The sequence below is a fragment of the Xanthomonas sp. SI genome (assembly GCF_014236855.1).
Taxonomy (GTDB): domain Bacteria; phylum Pseudomonadota; class Gammaproteobacteria; order Xanthomonadales; family Xanthomonadaceae; genus Xanthomonas_A.
Genome location: NZ_CP051261.1, coordinates 849,060 through 865,212 on the forward strand (window position 1 = coordinate 849,060; position 16,153 = coordinate 865,212).

The window sequence follows — 16,153 nt, forward strand, 5'->3', positions numbered from 1 at the left end:
TCCTTTCCCTGTGCCCGGACACGCATCGATCGTTCCCATTCCGCTTCTACCAATCCCGAATCCCCAATGCCCAATCCCGACACCTCAACCATGACCCCGCGCGAAATCGTGCAGGAGCTGGACCGCCACATCGTCGGCCAGCACGGCGCCAAGCGCGCGGTGGCGATCGCGCTGCGCAACCGCTGGCGGCGCATGCAGCTGCCCGATGCGCTGCGCAACGAAGTGATGCCCAAGAACATCCTGATGATCGGCCCCACCGGTGTCGGCAAGACCGAGATCGCACGGCGCCTGGCGACGCTGGCCAACGCGCCGTTCGTCAAGGTCGAGGCCACGCGCTTCACCGAGGTCGGCTACGTCGGCAAGGATGTGGAGCAGATCGTGCGCGACCTGGCCGACACCGCGGTCAAGCTGTATCGCGAGCAGGCCAAGGTGCGCGTGCGCACCCAGGCCGAGGAACGCGCCGAAGACCGCATCCTCGACGCGCTGCTGCCGCGGCGCAGCGCCGGCATCGGCTTCGATCCGGAAGCTGCGCGCAACGAACCCTCGGCGCAGGACAACGACACCCGCAGCAAGTTCCGGCGCATGCTGCGCGCCGGCGAGCTGGACGAGCGCGAGATCGAGCTGGACGTGGCGGTCAACGTCAGCATGGACATCATGACCCCGCCGGGCATGGAGGAAATGGGCCAGCAGCTGCGGCAGATGTTCTCCAACCTGGGCGGCAGCAAGTCGCAGTCGCGCAAGCTGACGATCAAGGCGGCGCGGCCGCTGCTGATCGAGGAAGAGGCCGGCAAGCTGGTCAACGAGGAAGACGTGCGCGCCGCGGCGATCGAGGCCTGCGAGCAGCACGGCATCGTGTTCATCGACGAGATCGACAAGGTCGCCAAGCGCGGCGAGGCGGGATCGTCCGGCGGCGACGTGTCGCGCGAAGGCGTGCAGCGCGACCTGCTGCCGCTGGTCGAAGGCTCCAACGTCAGCACCAAATACGGCACGGTCAAGACCGACCATATTCTGTTCATCGCCTCCGGCGCGTTCCACCTGGCCAAACCCAGCGACCTGATCCCGGAGCTGCAGGGCCGCTTCCCGATCCGTGTAGAACTATCGGCGCTGTCCAAAGACGATTTCATCCGCATCCTCACCGAGCCGAAGGCGGCGCTGAGCAAACAGTACGAAGCGCTGCTGCTGACCGAAGGCGTGACCCTGAGCTTCACCGAGGATGCGATCGACCGCCTCGCCGAGATCGCGTTCCTGGTCAACGAGCGCCAGGAAAACATCGGCGCGCGACGCCTGCACACGGTGCTCGAGCGCCTGCTCGATACGTTGAGTTTCGAGGCGCCGGATCGCGACGGGCAGAGCGTCGTCGTCGACGCCGCCTACGTCAACACGCACCTGGGCGAACTGGTGCAGGATCCGGATTTGAGTCGTTACATCTTGTAACTCCCGCGTGCCGACTGGGCGCAGGCGAGCCTGCGCCGCAGTGCGCGCAAATATTTGCTTGCGGTCGGTAAAGTTGTGGGAGCGACTTCAGTCCCGACGCTATCCACTATCGCGATGCCTGTGGCTTCGCCGATTACCGCCGAAGCCGCGGGCACGCACGCCGGCGCCGATCACGCCAGGCGCGACAGCACGCCGACGGTGGGCTTGGCCAGATTGAGCGTGTAGAAGTGCAGCGACGGCGCGCCGCCGGCGAGCAGGCGTTCGCACAGTGCTGCGACCAGGTCGGCGCCGAACTCGCGGATCGCGTCGGCATCGTCGCCCAGGGCCTGCATGCGCTTGCCGATCCAGCGCGGGATCTCCGCGCCGCATTGCTCGGAGAAACGCCGTAGCTGGCTGAAATTGGAGATCGGCATGATCCCCGGCACGATCGGGATCTGCACGCCGAGCTTGCGCACCGCATCGACGAAATGGAAATACGCGTCGGCGTTGTAGAAGTACTGGGTGATCGCGCCATCGGCGCCGGCGTCGACCTTGGTCTTGAAATGGCGCAGGTCGCTCAGCGCGTCGCTGGCCTGCGGATGCGTCTCCGGATACGCGCCGACCTCCAGATGGAAGGCGTCGCCATGCTCGGCGCGGATGAAGGCGATCAGGTCCGCGGCGTAGCGCAGGTCGCCGGGATGGCCCATGCCCGATGGCAGATCGCCGCGCAGCGCGACCAGGCGCCGGCAGCCGATCGCACGGTACAGCTTGAGTAGCTCGCGGATCTCTTCGCGGCTGCCGCCGACGCAGGACAGGTGCGGCGCCGCCTCGAAGCCGTGGTGCTGCTTCAGGTGGCGCACCGTCTCGGAGGTGTAGCTCAGCGTCGAGCCGCCAGCGCCGAAGGTGCACGACACGTACTCCGGTGCGTAGGTCTTCAGGCGCGCGGCGGTGCGGTCCAGCTGCGCACGCTGTTCGTCGGTCTTGGGCGGGTAGAACTCGAAACTGATGGCGGTCATGGGCGCGGCGCGTCAGGTGATTGGCGGAGTATATCTCTTCATCCGGATGGATGTGCGGTCAAGCCCGATTCCGGCTGTCCGCTGGCCGGCCGGCGCACCAGCCGGCCTTGCTGCATGGAGGATGGTCGAAATGCCGCGCATCTGCGTCATCGCGCGGCCAACGAGCGCCGTGGCAGCGCGGAACGCGGTCGGCTGCGACCGACGTGCATGGCGTACGCGCGAATCGCCGCTGTTCGTGAGTGCCGGCCTGCAAACGCCAACCGGGATCGCGCGGATGGCACCGGCTGCGGCACAACCGTGCGGCAGCGGTCGCCACCGCACGGATGCGCAAGGCGCGCCAGGATCAGCGCTTCCACATCCGCGCCTGCCGCGGCGGCAGGCTGAAGGTGTAGCTGCTGCTGGAAATGCGCACCACGCTGCCCGAGCCGAGCGCGTCGCTGTAGTCCACGTTCCAGCGCAGCACGCTGCCGCTCATCGCCACCGTGGCGCTGACCGCGGTGCCGCACTTGTTGATGCCGACGATGCCCAGGTCGCCGCGGCGGAACAGCAGGTGGCAAGCGTCGTGCGACAGCACCTGCATGTCGCTGCCCTGCGCGGCGTTGTGGAAACCGATCATGCGCTTGAGGTCGTCGCGCTGATAGGCGTCCACCCAGCGGTTGTCGCCGCTCTCGTTGTTGTCCGAATACACCATCGGCACGCCGCCGTTGCGGCCGAGCAGATAGGCGTAGGCCAGGGTCTCGTCGACCGGGTCGAGGATCGCGTAGCGGAAGCCGGCGTTGTTCGGGATGTCGTGGGTAATCGCGAAGGTCACCGCGCGCTCGCCCGGCAAGGCCTGGCCGTAGGCGCCCGGATCGACCAGCAGGTCCATGCTGCCGCCGTAGGCGAAGGCGTTGCGGATCGAGTTGAACAGCGGGAAGTCGTAGGCCGCATGCGGCGTCGCCTGCAGGTAGGGCGCCAGGAACTGGTCGTAGTCGGCATTGCCGGCGCCGCCGCCGGTGATGACCTCGCCGAACACGTGCACGCCGGAACGGATGCCCGAATCCAGCACGCGGTTGAGGTGGTCGAAGGTCATGTGCTTGGCCGCGTCGATGCGGAAGCCGGTGACGCCCAGCGCCTTCAATGCCTGCAGATAGTTGCGTTCCTGCTGCACCACCCAGTCGTTGCCGACCAGGTCGGGCAGGCCCGGATCGCTGCCGCCGCCGCAGATGCGATAGGTGCGGACCTGGTAGGCGTCGCTGTAGTCGGTGATGCATTGCGCCGGGCTGAAATCGCCGCCACTGAGGACATTCACCGACAGGTCGCCGAACAGCCGCAGCGCTGCGTAACGCGACGGATCGGCGGCGTACTGCGATAGCACTGCGCTGCCCGGATAGTTCAGGTCAGAACGCGTCGCCGCTTCGTTGGCCATGTGGTTGAGCACCACGTCGGCATAGGTTTCCACGCCGACATCGGCCAGCGCCTGCACCATGCTGGCGAAGTCCTCGGTGTCGCCGAGCGGATTGTCGATCACGCGCATGTCCTGCGGCTGGTAGCGCGCCCACCAGGCGCTGCCCTGCGAGCGATACGCCGGCGCCACCATCACCTTGCGATAGCCGGCGGCGGCGATCTGCGCCGCGCGCGCTTCCACGGTGGCGTAGGGCCAGTTGAACGCGTGCAGGATGACATCGGCCTGAGCGCTGGCGGTGACCAGGGCCAGCAGCAGGCCGACGAGGAACAGGCGCCAGCGGTGCGGGCGCGGTGGGACGATCGGAGCGGCGGGCAGGTCGCGCATCACACGGGTCTCCTTGGTGGAAGTGCGCAGGCGAAGCGTCTGCGCGTGTGGGCTGCATCCCGCGGCGGCAGTGGCGCAGGGAAGGCAGCGGTGAGCGATGCTAAGCGCGCATCGCGGCGCAACATGGGTGCGCTACATACGTATTCATTGCAGTGCCGGTCGAAAGCGGGATCGGTATCCGGTTCTGTAGTCCAGGCTGCGCGTGATGGCGCTGCGTCCCTGCGCGGCCGCGTAGGCAGGCGGATAGGTTTGCGTGCTGTCCGGCGAGTGCAGTGCGCTGTTCCCGATGCGGCGCGCTGCACATCGCGGCAAGCTTGGAGATGCAATTGGCTGCATGCATTCGGTCGCACGCGTGGTCCTTGGCGGTCGCGCGGCATGTTGCGATCGATGCGGCGCCGGCGGCCACGCACGTCAACGCAGACGTGCGTTGTCTCCCGCGCCGATCCACGCTGCGCTGCGCAAGGCAACCAGGTTTTTCCGATGCTAAAGTCACTCGCATCACCTTTACACGTGGACTGCACCATGACACTCGATGCCTTCTATCCCATCGGTACGCCCGGCACGCCATGGGGGCCGGCGGAAAAAGCGGCCTGGCTCTCGCGGCAGCGCCGGCAGCGCAGCTACCAGGCGGACGTCGTGGCGGCGATCGAGCGCCTGAGTGAGCGTTGGGATGTCGTCGAATACGGCGTGCTGGCGTATGCCGAAGACCGTTATCCGCTGCTGGCGCTGCGTAGCCGCGGATGGGACGACACGCTGCCGTGCATGCTGGTGACTGGTGGCGTGCATGGCTACGAAACCAGCGGCGTGCATGGCGCGCTGCAGTTCGCCGAAGGCCACGCGGACGAGTACGCCGGGCGTGCCAACCTGCTGGTGGCGCCGTGCGTGAGTGCATGGGCCTACGAACGGATCCATCGCTGGAACGCGGACGCGATCGATCCGAACCGGTCGTTCCGCGACGGCAGCCCGGCGCAGGAATCGGCGGCGCTGCTGCGGCTGGTCGCGCCGCTGCGTGGGCGGATTGCGATGCACATCGACCTGCACGAGACCACCGACAGCGACGAGTCCGAATTCCGGCCGGCGCTGGCCGCGCGCGACGGTGTCGCCTACGAGCCCGATGGCATTCCGGACGGTTTCTACCTGGTCGACGACAGCGAGAACCCGCAGCCGGCGTTCCAGCAGGCGGTGATCGCGGCAGTGGAGCAGGTGACGCATATCGCGCCGGCCGATGCCGAGGGCAAGATCATCGGCTCGCCGGTGGTGGCGCATGGCGTCATCCGCTATCCGATGAAGAAGCTGGGGTTGTGCGCGGGCATCAGCGACGCGCGCTACACCACGACCACCGAGGTCTACCCCGACAGTCCCAGCGCCACGCCCGAGCAGTGCAATGCCGCACAGGTGGCGGCGGTTCGTGCGGCGATCGACTACGCGTTGGCGCATCCGTAGCCGGTGCCGCCTGCGTGATGGAATGCGCGGTGTTTGTTCGTGCGGGATGCGCGCCGCGCAGTGCAGTACTGACCCGCGTCGATGCCAAGTCCGACACCGCGCCATGACGGTCTTCTGTTCTTCGTAGCAGGGGTTTCGACCCCGACGTCTTGCCGATAAAGCGTCGCAGTTGAAACTCCTCCTGCAGAAGCACGGGCAAAAGGCGGTGGCGATCGGAATCGATGCCATACCGACCGCCGCATGGCCATGCAGTTGCCCACGGTGTCCATCGCCTACCGAGCACGCTACGCTAGCTCGCTCCTTGAACCCGCAGCCGCCATGTCCATCGTCCTCACCCCCTTCGCCCGCACCCGCCTGTTCCCGCGCGACGCGCGCCGCAACGCGATCCAGGACTGCACGCCGGAACAGTTCGAGCGCCAGCTCAACGACGCCACGCCACTGCGGGTGCTGGACGGCTACGCGCCGTTCTGCAAGTTGCACGTGCATCCCAACTGGACGTCCACCCGCTGCCTGACGGTGCCGATCACCGAGGCCAATCGCCACCTGCTGCGTTCCGGCTACGAAGCGCGCAGCAGGGAGGAACTGCCGGTGCTGGTGCGCTGGTTCGAAGGCGTCGAGCCGGCGGTCGCCGCGTACCTGCTGCCGATCCTCTACAGCCGCGAGCAATTGGCGCGCGAGGGCGCACCGATCGAGGCCGAGTGGGGCGTGGTCGGTTGCCTCTATACCGCCGAGCCGCAGGAGATCCCGATGGCGCCGATCACCATGCTGCGCAATGCGCTGGGAGTGGGGGAGGGCGGCTCGGGCGTGGCGCTGGACCGCGAGGCGTACCGGCGCAGCGTGGCGTTCTGGGAGCGCAACGCGAACTGGCGGCCGTAGCCGCGCCCGCATTGCAGTAGCGGGCGGTGCACGATTGTCAGCGACCCGCCGTCGACAGAGGCGAGTTCGCCGGCTGCGGATTCAGTGCAGCAAGGGATTCGCCCAGACCACCAGCGGCGGCAACGCGCCGGCCGGCACTGCGTCGGTAGTGGCGACCAACTCGAGCACGCCGACCTTGCCGATCGGCAGTTCGACGGCGACTGCCGCATCGCCGCTGCGCATCGGCGCGCTTTCGTACAGGAGCCTGGCGTCGCCGTAGACGCGGAACACGGTGATGCCGGTGCCGCGCGCGTCGCTCTCCTGCAGCCCGAGCGACGTGCTGAACTTGGAGAACTCGCCGCGCGTGAGGATCTCCAGCCGCGAATCGGCATGGGCGCCGATGCCGTATGCGTATGCGTTGCCGGCGATCCTCAGCGGCTGGCCGTACGGCGTGACATCGGCGCGCGGCGTGCCGGAGGCGGCGTCCAGCGCGGTGGCGTAGGTCGGCAGGCCGTCGGCGGCGACATGGATGCGCCCGGTCATTTCGCTCAGCAGCGTCGCGTCCGCTTCCACCGGCGCGCCCTTGACCTTGAGCAGCATCGCGGCATGCGGCGCCAGGGCATAGCGCAGCGGGCCCTGGCGCGACGGCAGGTCGCGGCGGCGCCATAGATCGCGGACCGCCAATGGCGTGCCGGCGGCCAGCTTCATCTGTCGCGCATCGACCTGCGCCACGGCCGCGGTGTCGCCGCGATTGAACAGCAGCACGGCGCGTTCGCCGCGCGCCGACAGCGGCTTGACCAGCACCTGCACCGGCGCAGCGTCGACTACCAGCGTGGCCTGGTTGCCGGCCGCATCCTGGTTGATCGCGATCACCTCGGGGTTGCGCAGCAGTTCGATCAGCGGATCCGGTGCGCGGGTCAGGTCGAACCCCAGCAGCAGCGGTGCGGACAGCATCGCCCACAGCGAGAAATGGGTGCGCGCTTCGGTCAGGTGCGCGGCGTCGAACGCGCCCAGGCCGACCGCCAGCATGTCCGGATCGTTCCAGCGGCCCGGGCCGGCGTACAGTTCGCGCCGCGAGGCCGAATCGAAGTTGTGCAGCATGCTGTCCCAGGTCGGCTCGATGTCCGGGCTGGTGCGCCACAGGTGGCCGTAGCTGCCGCCCCAGTCGCGCACGCCGGCCTCGCCCCAGGGGCAGATCGACAGCACGTAGTCGTTGTCGGGATTCAACGCGGCCAGCAGCCGGCCGATGCGCGCGTAGTGCGTTTCCACCGCATCGCGGTCGCTGCGCACGGCGTCGCCGCGCACGATCAGCGGGCGCAACGCGCGCTGGCCGGATTCGCGCACCGGCACGCTGTCGGCGGCGAAGTCGGCCAGGCCGCAGGCGTCCACCTTCAGGTAGTCGAAGCCCCAGTTCTGGAACATGGTCTTCAGGTCCGAGGCTTCGAAGCCCTGCAAGCCGATCTCGCGCTCGGCCACGCTGCCCACCGGCAGGTTGGGGCTGGTGCGGTCGAACGCCTGCGAGCAGGCGTTGCGTCCGGCGTCGGTGTACAGGCCGGCCTTGAAGCCGCGGGCATGCAATCCATCGGTCCAGGCACGGAAGCTGGTGCCGCCGTCGCCGGTGCTGGCGATGGGAAACATGGAGGTGCGGATGGCGATCTCGCCGCTGGCGCGGCGCTGCAACCACCAGCCGTCGTCGATGTTGATATAGCGGTAGCCAGCCTGCTGCAGGCCGCGGCGCTGGATGGCATCGACCACCGACAAGATCCGCGCCTGGTCGACGTCGGTGCGGAAGGCGTTCCACGGATTCCAGCCCATCGGCGGAGTAGCGGCCGCGCCGTGCCCGTACACGCTGAAACGGCCGCTGGGTTGCAGGGCGTCGTGGCGCTGCGCCGCGCTCGCGGCGACGGCGATCGTGCAGAGCAGGGCGGCCAGCAGCGGGCGTTTCATCGGCGTGTCCTTGGCGGGCGTGGTCGGCGTCCGCGGCGATGCTTCAGCGGGGTGGAATGGCGGCCAGTTGCCGCGCGTAGAGCGCGGCCCCGTAGTGCGGGGCGTGCAAGGGCGCGCGCAGTTGGAAATCGCGAGCGGCCGCGTCCAGCGCCAGCCGCAGCGGGCGCATCAACAGCTCGCCGGCGCTGAACGCGCCACCGGAATACGACACCGGCACCGGCTCGCCGGCTGCGAATCCGAGCGCGCCGCGCAGCGCCACCGCGATCGCCGCCAGTTCCTGGCCTGCACGCTCGAAGATCGCCGTGGCCACCGCGTCGCCCGCCTGCGCGGCGCGCGCGACCAGCGGCGACAGCCTGGCCAGGTCGCCGCGACTGCCGACGCCTTCGCCGTAGACGTGCGCGCAGATGTCCAGGTCGTGCGCGCCCAGCTGGAAATGCTCGCGCAGCAGCGCATGCAGCGGACCGCGCGGCAGGCGCCCGTCGCTCATGCGCGAGAACGCGTTCAGGCCCTGCATCGCGATCCAGTAGGCCGAGCCTTCGTCGGAGAACGCCTCGCCCCAGCCGCCGCAGCGTGCGGCGGCGGCGCCGCGCCGGCCGTATCCCATCGAGCCGGTGCCGGCGATGATGTTGATGCCGTCGGCGCAGGCCAGCGAACCGGCCCAGCCGCACACCATGTCGTTGTCGCAGGCGTAGCGGTCGTGGCCCAGCACCTGCGCGGGAATGCTTTGCAGCGCGGCGGTAGCGCGGCTGTCCTCGCCATAGGCGGGCAGCCCGAAGAAGGCCTGCGCGATATCGGCCGGGGCGCGCTGCAACTGGCCGAGGACTTGGCCGATGCCGTCCGCCAAGGTGGCGCGCACGCCGTCCAGGCCCACCTGCGGGTGATAGGTGGCGCCCAGCTGCGCCTCGGCCAGCAGCGCGCCGCTGGCGTCGATCGCGGCGAAGCGGGTCTTGCTGCCGCCGCCGTCGACGCCGAGGTAGAGCGCTGCGCTCATGCGTCCAACGCGTACAGACGCACGCCCTGCACGACGCGATTGACCAACCCGGACGGATTCGGATTGTCCGGGGTCACGCCCATCGCGCGCGCGGTCAGGAACGCGAACAGCTGCGCGGCGGCGATGTACGGCCACAGCAGGTCAGCGTCCGCGGCCGCGTGCATGCCGGGAACCGCGAGCGTGTCCGCCTCCAGGCCCGGGCGCGGCTGCGCGGTGATCTCGACGATGCGGGCGGCGCAGCCGTCGCGGCGCAGTTCGTCGAGCAGGTCGTGATCGTAGCGACGCGTGTAGGGGTCGTTGGACACGAACACCAGCACCAGCGTGCGCGCGTTGACGAAGGTCTTCGGCCCGTGGCGAAACCCCAGCGGCGAGTCGTAGCAGGTGGCCACGGCGCCGTTGCTGAGCTCGCCGAGCTTGAGCGTGGCCTCGCGCGCCAGGCCCTGCAGCAGGCCGCTGCCCAGGTACACCACGCGCTCGAAGCCGCCGCGCGCGAGCGTTTCCAGCAACGGCCGCGCGTGCAGCAGCACCGCGTCGACGGCGCGACCGATCGGGCCGATGCGGGCATCGAGCGCGCCGGCCGGCAGCAGCGCCGCCAGGGTGGCGTACATCATGCAGCTGAAGCTGGAGGTCATCGCGAAGCTGACGTCATGGGTTTCCTGCGGCAGCAACAGGGTCATGGCCTTGGCCACCGGCGCGCGCGCCAGCGCGCCGTCGCGGTTGCAGGTCACCACCAGGTGGCGCACGTCGGCGACCAGCGCTTCGGCCAGGTCCACCGCGGCCAGGCTCTCGGGACTGTTGCCGGAGCGGCCGAAGGAGATCAGCAGCAGCGGCTGCGCCGGGTCCAGGTACAGCTGCGGCGCGCAGACGATGTCGGTGGTGGGCACCGCGTCCACGCGCGCGGCCAGCACGCGGTCCAGCAGCGGCGCCAGGCACTGGCCGATGTAGGCGGAGGTGCCCGCGCCGGTGAGGATCACTCGCGCGCGCGGGTCGTCGGCGATCGGTGCGGCGAAGGCCTGCAGCTGCGCGTGCAGCTCGGCGACCAGCGCATGGGTGCGTTCGAGCATGCGCGGCTGCTGCGCGATCTCGCGCGCGGTCCACAGCGCGCCGCTGGCATCCAGTTCGGATTCGGCAATGCCGAGGGCATCAGGAGGGGTCATGGGCATGGCATGCATGGTGATAGTCGTCGAGAACGGCACTGACGTGGGCCATGACCAGGGACTGCGGATCGCGCGTCGCGGTCCCGGTACGGATGGCGTGCAATGCGTGGGGGAGATACTGGCCGAGGAGCGGCAGTGGCGGCGGATCGGCGCGCAGGTTGTCGAACAGGCGCACGCGCGCCTGCTCGATCTGCGCATCCGGCCAGTAGTAGCGGATGCGGTCGCTGAGGCTGTACTGCAGGTCGATGGCCAGGCCGCGGCCCTGCCCGTGGTAATAGCGCTGCCAGTGGCCGGGTGCGGCCTGCATGCGGCGCACGGTCACCTCGCGCAGGTTGGCGCGCTGCGTGGCGTCGATCCATTCGCGTTCGATCGCGTCCAGCGCCCACAGCGCTTCGCGCAGGGCAAAGGTCAGCCCGGGGCCGACCTTGAGGATCGCGAAGTGGTCGCGCACCAGCGCGTCCAGCGCCGCGCGCGTCTGGTAGTCGGTGGAATGCGCTTCGAACACCATGTCCGGCACGGCGGTCACCGCCTGGCTCAGGTCGCGCGCCTTGCCGCTGTCGTAGTCGATGACGACGTGATGGTCGAATTCCACGCCCGGTTGCACCACCGAGGCGATGACCCGGGTCCAGGCATCCCCCAGCCCGGCCTGTGCGAACGCGCTGCGGTGCGCTTCGATAGTGGCCAGCGCCGCGTCCGGCGTGGTCAGCGCCAGGCCGTCGATCGCTTCGGTGGCGCCGCCGGGCACCGGTACTTCGGTGCCGATCACGTACACCGGCGCTTCGCCGCCCGCCAGCGCCCACGCGTCCTCGGCGGCGCGGCACAGGCGCACCGCGCGGCGCACGATCTCCGCTTCGGGCAGCGGCTCGGGATCGCCGCTGCAGGCCATCGAGCAATCCAGGTGGATCTTGCGGAAGCCGGCGGCGACGTATGCGGACACCATGACCTCGGCCTTGTCCATCGCCGCGGCGGCGTCCAGCGCCGTCCACGGGTTGGGACCGAGATGGTCGCCGCCCAGCGCGATGCGCCCGCGCTCGAAGCCGACCCGGTCGGCGATGGCGTGCACGAACGCGACGAAGTCGGCCGGGCGCATGCCGGTGTAGCCGCCGTCCTGGTTGACCTGGTTGCAGGTCGCCTCGAACAGCACCAGCGCCTGGCCGCTGCGCTGCGCATGGCGCAGTCCGGCTTCGACGACGAGGGGATGGGCCGAGCAGATCGAGGTCACGCCGATGGCGTGGCCTTGCCGATGCCGCGCGATCAGATCGAGCAGAGCGTGCATGGAAAATCCAGTCAGGGGGAAGAGGGCGGTGGCGGCGCGCGCTCGGGTTCGAGCACCAGCAGCAGCGAGGCGAGCAGCGCCAGCACCAGGCCGATCGCCTTCAGCGGCCCAGGCACGATGCCGGCGAACAGCAGCGCCAGCACTGCGGTGACCAGCGGCGCGCCGGCATTGCTCAGCGGCGCCACGACCATGGCCTTGCCGTAGCGGAAGGCGTAGACCAGGGTTACCGCGCCCACGGCGTTGAGCAGTTGGATGGCCGCGGTCATCCACGGCCCGTCCAGTCCGGTGTTGATCGGCTGCCGCCAGTCGGTCATCGCCAGCGCCACCGGCGCCAGCAGCAAGGCGCCGAGCGTCATGTAGGCGAAGATGCTTTCCGCGCGCACGCTGTCGTTGGCCAGCTTCATGAAGAACGCCTGCACGCCCCACGCCAGCATGATCAGCAGCGACTGCAGGAACCAGCCCAGCCCGCCGCCGCTGCCGCGGCCGAACGACAGGTCCAGCAGGGGCAGGGCGAGCAGCGCCAGCACGATGCCCAGCGTGCCCTGCCAGCCGGTGCGCTCGCGCAGCAGCAGGAACGACAGCGCGATGGTCGCCACCGGCGACAGCGAGATGATCGGGAACACGAAGTACGCCGGGCCGATGGTCAGCGTGTGGAACAGCAGCATCTGCCCGCCGGCGCCGAGCAGGCCGATGGTCAGGCCGTAGCCGATCGCCCTGGGCGAGCGCTCCAACTGCCAGCCGTTGCGCCACAGCAGGTACAGCGCCGGCGGCAGCATGGTCAGCGCCCACACGCAGTACACCAGCGTGTCGGGGAAGCCGTGCGCCGCCGACAGCGGCGACAGCGCACCCCACAATCCCCACAGCACCACCGTGGTCAGGGCGAAGACCAGCCAGGGCCGGCGCCGCGCGGCGTGCGTCGGTGCCGCGCTCATGCCGGGTCCCTGGCCGGCGTGGCCTGCAGGAACAGGAAGCGCTGGAAGCGCGCGGGCAGGAACGCATGCGCGGCATCGACCACGCCGAGCTCGCGTTCGTTGAACAGGTCGCGCACCTGCCAGCGGCCGGGCGCCAGGCCGCGCAACTCGACCTTGCCGTCCCACTGCGGCGCATAGAACGTGTAGTACTGCGCGCCGTCCTTGCGGATCGCATGCGCTTCGGGCTTGTCGAAGCCGATGTCGTACAGCGTGCCCAGATACTCGCCCTTGGGCAGCATGTGGGTCTTGTACAGCTCCACCCACTTGCGCCACAGCGCTTCGCGCTCGGGCGTCAGCACGAAACCGCCCGGCGGCAGCGGCACCGACGGATGGTCGGTGTCCTTGGGCCAGGTGAACTTGCTGGAGATCACCGCGCCGATGCCGACGCTGGAGGCGAAATCGTCGCGGTTGTCCGACAGTTCCACATGATCGCCGGCGTAGCTGCTGCGCGCGCCGATCAGCGCCTTGATCGACTTGCCCTTGCTGCGCACCTGCCACGACGACAGCGGGTCCGAGGACGGGTACTGGTCGGTGGCCGGCAGGTTGTGGAACGCGAACGCGGTGCCGCACGGGCACAGTTCCACCACCGCCTGCGGATTGGCCTGGTGCGCGGCGCGATAGATCGCCTCCCAGAACTTGGCCAGGCCTTCGACCGAATCGTTCGGGCTGGCGTGGTGGTGCGCGGGGTTGTAGCAGGGCGCGACGGCGTTGAGATGCTGGCCGTCGAGCTTGATGCCTTCGAAGCCCCAGTCGCCGATGGCCTTCTTCACCAGCGCCACGTAGAAGTCGATGGTCGGCTGGTAAGCCGGGCACTGGGTCAGCGCGTTCCACCAGGTCACGGTCTGGAAGGCGCCTTCCTTGTCCAGCAGCAGCATGTCCACGTGCTCGTGCAGCACGTCGCTGCCGGGATCGGCGGCCAGCGGCGCCAGCCACAGGCGCGGGCGCATGCCGTGCTTGCGCACTTCGGCGGTGAACGCGCGCATGTCGGCATCGCCGCGCGGGAACTTGCGCCGGTCGATCTTCCAGTCGCCTTCGTTGGTCTGCCAGCCGTCGTCCAGCACCGCCCATTCGAAGCCGAGCTCGCGTGCCTTGGGCAGCGTGGCGAAGATCTGCTGCACGTTGAAATCGCGCTCGTAGCCCCAGGCGCACCAGATCGGCGCGAACGCCGAATCCGGCGGGCGCGGGCCCTCGATGCCCTCGGCGCGCATGAACGCCTGGTATTGCTGCAGCGGGGCGAAGAAATCGCCGCTGTGCACCGCCAGCAGGGTGCGCTCGGTGACCAGTTCCTGGCCGGGCGCCAGCGTCGTCGCCTGCGCCGATTCGATCGCGATCGCGGCGCCCGCGGCGGTGCGGCGCACCGGCATGTCCAGCGGCCGCGGCACCAGTTCGACGTGGCCCACGGCGATGCCGACGTCGCGGCGCCAGAGATTGGCCACAGGCGTGCCGCCGCCGTAGTCGGAGGAATCCATCGCCAGCGTGTTGCGCTGCGCGAAGCCGTCGCCGAGCGGTTGCACCCAATCGCGGCGGTCGGTGTGGGTGGCGCCGGAGAAACTCCAGAAGCCGCCGGCCACGGCCGGCAGTTCGTGCGCGCCGTTGCGCCAGCCGGCCACTTGCAACGCGGTGGTGCCCAGGTTGCGATAGCGCACCTGCAGCAGCGCCAGGCCGGGCAGCGCGTCGAACAGGCTCACCGCTACCTGCTTCTCCACGCTGGCCTTGGCCGCGCGCCCGGTGAACACGGTCTGCCGGCCGCGGCCATGGCGCGGATCGTCCAGCGCATGCGTTTGCTGGCCGGTCAGCGCGAAATCGGTGAGTTCGCTGCCGTCGGCCAGCAGCAGCGCTTCGCTGGGCTGGTAGGCAGTCAGCGCCTTGCCGCGCGAGGACAGCCGCGTGTGCATGCGCCGATCGAAGGCGAGGGACAGCACTGCATCGGCGATTACCGGTTTGCCGTCGGCGGCGGTCGCATCGACGGCTTCGGCCGAGCGCGCCCAGGGCGCCACGCTCCATGCGGCAGCGCCGGCCACGCTGCCGACGACGTACTTCAAGACACTGCGGCGTCCAATCGGGGACATGGGCAACGGGTCCGGTGGCGTTGCCCGCATTCTGCGCGCGCCCCGACGATTGATGCAAGCGTTTTGTTTCGTTATGTTGCTACTTGTTTCGATGACGCGAGGTGGAGTGATGAAGACCGTCCTGATCCTGTTCGGCGTCCCGCTGGCCATCGCGCTGTTGGGCGGCGTGCCGGCAGCGCATGCGCAACCCGACGCGAAAGGCGCCAGCGCAGCCGACGTGCCGTATGCGATGGCCGATTTCGCCAAGGTCCGCAAGTACGACGCGCATGTCCACGCCAACCGCGCCGACCGCGCCTTCCTCGAACAGGCGCGCGCCGACAACTTCGAACTGCTCTCGATCAACGTCGACTATCCGGATTTCCCCAGCATCGAGCGGCAGCACCGCGCTGCGCTGATCCTGGCCAAGGCCGATCCGGCGCGCTTCCATTGGGCGGCGACGTTTTCGATGCGCGGCTATGCCACGCCCGGCTGGCACGAGCGCGTCGAGGCCGGCCTCGACCAGGCGGTGCGCGAAGGCGCGCGCGCGGTGAAGGTGTGGAAGAACATCGGCATGGTGGAGAAGGACGCGCAGGGCAAGCTGATCATGCTCGACGATCCCGGCCTGGCGCCGGTCGCCGAGCACATCCGCGCACTGGGCGTGCCGCTGATCGCGCACCAGGGCGAGCCCTACAACTGCTGGCTGCCGCTGCAGCAGATGACCACCAACAACGACCGCGAGTATTTCGCCAAGCATCCGCAATACCACATGTACCTGCACCCGGAGATGCCCTCGCATGCCGCGCTGATGGCCGCGCGCGACCGCTTCGTCGGCGCGCATCCGCAGTTGCGGGTGGTCGGCGCGCACATGGCCAGCCTCGAATACGATGTCGATCGGCTGGCGGACTTCCTTGACCGCTTCCCCAACGCCACGGTCGACCTGGCCGCGCGCATGAGCCAGGTGCAGTACCAGTCCAACCGCGACCGGGCCAAGGTGCGCGACTTCTTCGTCCGCTACCAGGACCGCTTGCTGTACGGCACCGACCTGACCTATGCGCCGGGCGCCGATCCGGCGCAGTTCCGCGCCGAAGCGCATGGCGTGTGGCAATCGGACTGGCGCTATCTGGCCACCGACGAAACCCAGCGCGTCGCCGTGCTGGAGGCCGACGTGCGCGGCCTGGCGCTGCCGCGCGCGGTGATCGACAAGATCTACTACCGCAATGCGCTGCGCGAATTCGCCGCGGCCAAGGCCGCTGCGCAATAGGCCG

The 16,153-nt window shown here is 69.2% G+C and carries 12 protein-coding genes; 4 read left to right on the top strand and 8 right to left on the bottom strand.

Features of this window, described 5'->3' with window-relative positions; translation table 11 throughout:
- The first annotated feature begins 66 nt into the window (after positions 1-66).
- Entirely contained in the window at positions 67-1,434 is a 1,368-nt protein-coding gene (hslU, locus tag HEP75_RS03740; protein ID WP_185825499.1) for an ATP-dependent protease ATPase subunit HslU, read from the top strand.
- A 170-nt stretch (positions 1,435-1,604) separates the two neighbouring features.
- Here hslU and metF read toward each other — a convergent pair whose 3' ends face one another.
- Both metF and HEP75_RS03750 read right to left on the bottom strand, forming a co-directional pair.
- Positions 1,605-2,429: a methylenetetrahydrofolate reductase [NAD(P)H] gene (gene metF / locus HEP75_RS03745; RefSeq protein ID WP_185825500.1), complete on the bottom strand. Its 825-nt coding sequence runs from the start codon at positions 2,427-2,429 to the stop codon at positions 1,605-1,607.
- A gap of 343 nt (positions 2,430-2,772) precedes the next feature.
- Entirely contained in the window at positions 2,773-4,200 is a 1,428-nt protein-coding gene (locus tag HEP75_RS03750; protein ID WP_185825501.1) for an alpha-amylase family protein, read from the bottom strand.
- Between the two features lie 522 nt (positions 4,201-4,722).
- Between HEP75_RS03750 and HEP75_RS03755 the strand changes: the two genes are divergently transcribed.
- Together HEP75_RS03755 and HEP75_RS03760 are read left to right on the top strand one after the other, a co-directional pair.
- Positions 4,723-5,643: a M14 family metallocarboxypeptidase gene (locus tag HEP75_RS03755; protein WP_185825502.1), complete on the top strand. Its 921-nt coding sequence runs from the start codon at positions 4,723-4,725 to the stop codon at positions 5,641-5,643.
- Positions 5,644-5,961: 318 nt separating this feature from the next.
- Entirely contained in the window at positions 5,962-6,519 is a 558-nt protein-coding gene (locus HEP75_RS03760; RefSeq protein WP_185825503.1) for a DUF3228 family protein, read from the top strand.
- A gap of 81 nt (positions 6,520-6,600) precedes the next feature.
- Here HEP75_RS03760 and HEP75_RS03765 read toward each other — a convergent pair whose 3' ends face one another.
- Genes HEP75_RS03765 through HEP75_RS03790 form a run of 6 tightly spaced genes read right to left on the bottom strand, consistent with a single transcriptional unit; the run spans position 6,601 to position 14,909 of the window.
- A complete protein-coding gene (locus HEP75_RS03765) occupies positions 6,601-8,445 on the bottom strand; it encodes an NPCBM/NEW2 domain-containing protein (protein WP_185825504.1) in 1,845 nt (614 codons plus the stop codon).
- 43 nt (positions 8,446-8,488) lie between these two features.
- Positions 8,489-9,436, bottom strand: coding sequence for a BadF/BadG/BcrA/BcrD ATPase family protein (locus tag HEP75_RS03770; protein ID WP_185825505.1), 948 nt, complete (start codon positions 9,434-9,436; stop codon positions 8,489-8,491).
- On the bottom strand, positions 9,433-10,593 hold the full coding sequence (locus HEP75_RS03775) for an SIS domain-containing protein (RefSeq protein ID WP_185825506.1): 1,161 nt from the start codon (positions 10,591-10,593) through the stop codon (positions 9,433-9,435). Before HEP75_RS03775 ends, HEP75_RS03770 begins: the two co-directional genes overlap by 4 nt.
- Entirely contained in the window at positions 10,580-11,869 is a 1,290-nt protein-coding gene (locus tag HEP75_RS03780) for a D-tagatose-bisphosphate aldolase, class II, non-catalytic subunit (RefSeq protein ID WP_185825507.1), read from the bottom strand. Before HEP75_RS03780 ends, HEP75_RS03775 begins: the two co-directional genes overlap by 14 nt.
- An 11-nt stretch (positions 11,870-11,880) precedes the next feature.
- The gene (locus HEP75_RS03785; protein ID WP_185825508.1) at positions 11,881-12,801 is read right to left on the bottom strand and encodes a DMT family transporter; all 921 of its coding nucleotides are present in this window, start codon (positions 12,799-12,801) and stop codon (positions 11,881-11,883) included.
- Entirely contained in the window at positions 12,798-14,909 is a 2,112-nt protein-coding gene (locus HEP75_RS03790; RefSeq protein WP_185825509.1) for an alpha-galactosidase, read from the bottom strand. Before HEP75_RS03790 ends, HEP75_RS03785 begins: the two co-directional genes overlap by 4 nt.
- A 109-nt stretch (positions 14,910-15,018) precedes the next feature.
- On the opposite strand from HEP75_RS03790, the gene HEP75_RS03795 reads away from it, so the two are divergent.
- Complete coding sequence (locus HEP75_RS03795; RefSeq protein WP_185825510.1) at positions 15,019-16,149, top strand: amidohydrolase family protein; 1,131 nt, start codon at positions 15,019-15,021, stop codon at positions 16,147-16,149.
- Positions 16,150-16,153 lie beyond the last annotated feature (4 nt).

What these genes read in the sequence shown, in the direction of transcription:
- hslU (WP_185825499.1), top strand. Translation starts at nt 67, where the DNA reads ATGCCCAATCCCGACACCTCAACCATGACCCCGCGCGAAATCGTGCAG.
- metF (WP_185825500.1), bottom strand. Translation starts at nt 2,429, where the DNA reads ATGACCGCCATCAGTTTCGAGTTCTACCCGCCCAAGACCGACGAACAG.
- HEP75_RS03750 (WP_185825501.1), bottom strand. Translation starts at nt 4,200, where the DNA reads ATGCGCGACCTGCCCGCCGCTCCGATCGTCCCACCGCGCCCGCACCGC.
- HEP75_RS03755 (WP_185825502.1), top strand. Translation starts at nt 4,723, where the DNA reads ATGACACTCGATGCCTTCTATCCCATCGGTACGCCCGGCACGCCATGG.
- HEP75_RS03760 (WP_185825503.1), top strand. Translation starts at nt 5,962, where the DNA reads ATGTCCATCGTCCTCACCCCCTTCGCCCGCACCCGCCTGTTCCCGCGC.
- HEP75_RS03765 (WP_185825504.1), bottom strand. Translation starts at nt 8,445, where the DNA reads ATGAAACGCCCGCTGCTGGCCGCCCTGCTCTGCACGATCGCCGTCGCC.
- HEP75_RS03770 (WP_185825505.1), bottom strand. Translation starts at nt 9,436, where the DNA reads ATGAGCGCAGCGCTCTACCTCGGCGTCGACGGCGGCGGCAGCAAGACC.
- HEP75_RS03775 (WP_185825506.1), bottom strand. Translation starts at nt 10,593, where the DNA reads ATGACCCCTCCTGATGCCCTCGGCATTGCCGAATCCGAACTGGATGCC.
- HEP75_RS03780 (WP_185825507.1), bottom strand. Translation starts at nt 11,869, where the DNA reads ATGCACGCTCTGCTCGATCTGATCGCGCGGCATCGGCAAGGCCACGCC.
- HEP75_RS03785 (WP_185825508.1), bottom strand. Translation starts at nt 12,801, where the DNA reads ATGAGCGCGGCACCGACGCACGCCGCGCGGCGCCGGCCCTGGCTGGTC.
- HEP75_RS03790 (WP_185825509.1), bottom strand. Translation starts at nt 14,909, where the DNA reads ATGTCCCCGATTGGACGCCGCAGTGTCTTGAAGTACGTCGTCGGCAGC.
- HEP75_RS03795 (WP_185825510.1), top strand. Translation starts at nt 15,019, where the DNA reads ATGAAGACCGTCCTGATCCTGTTCGGCGTCCCGCTGGCCATCGCGCTG.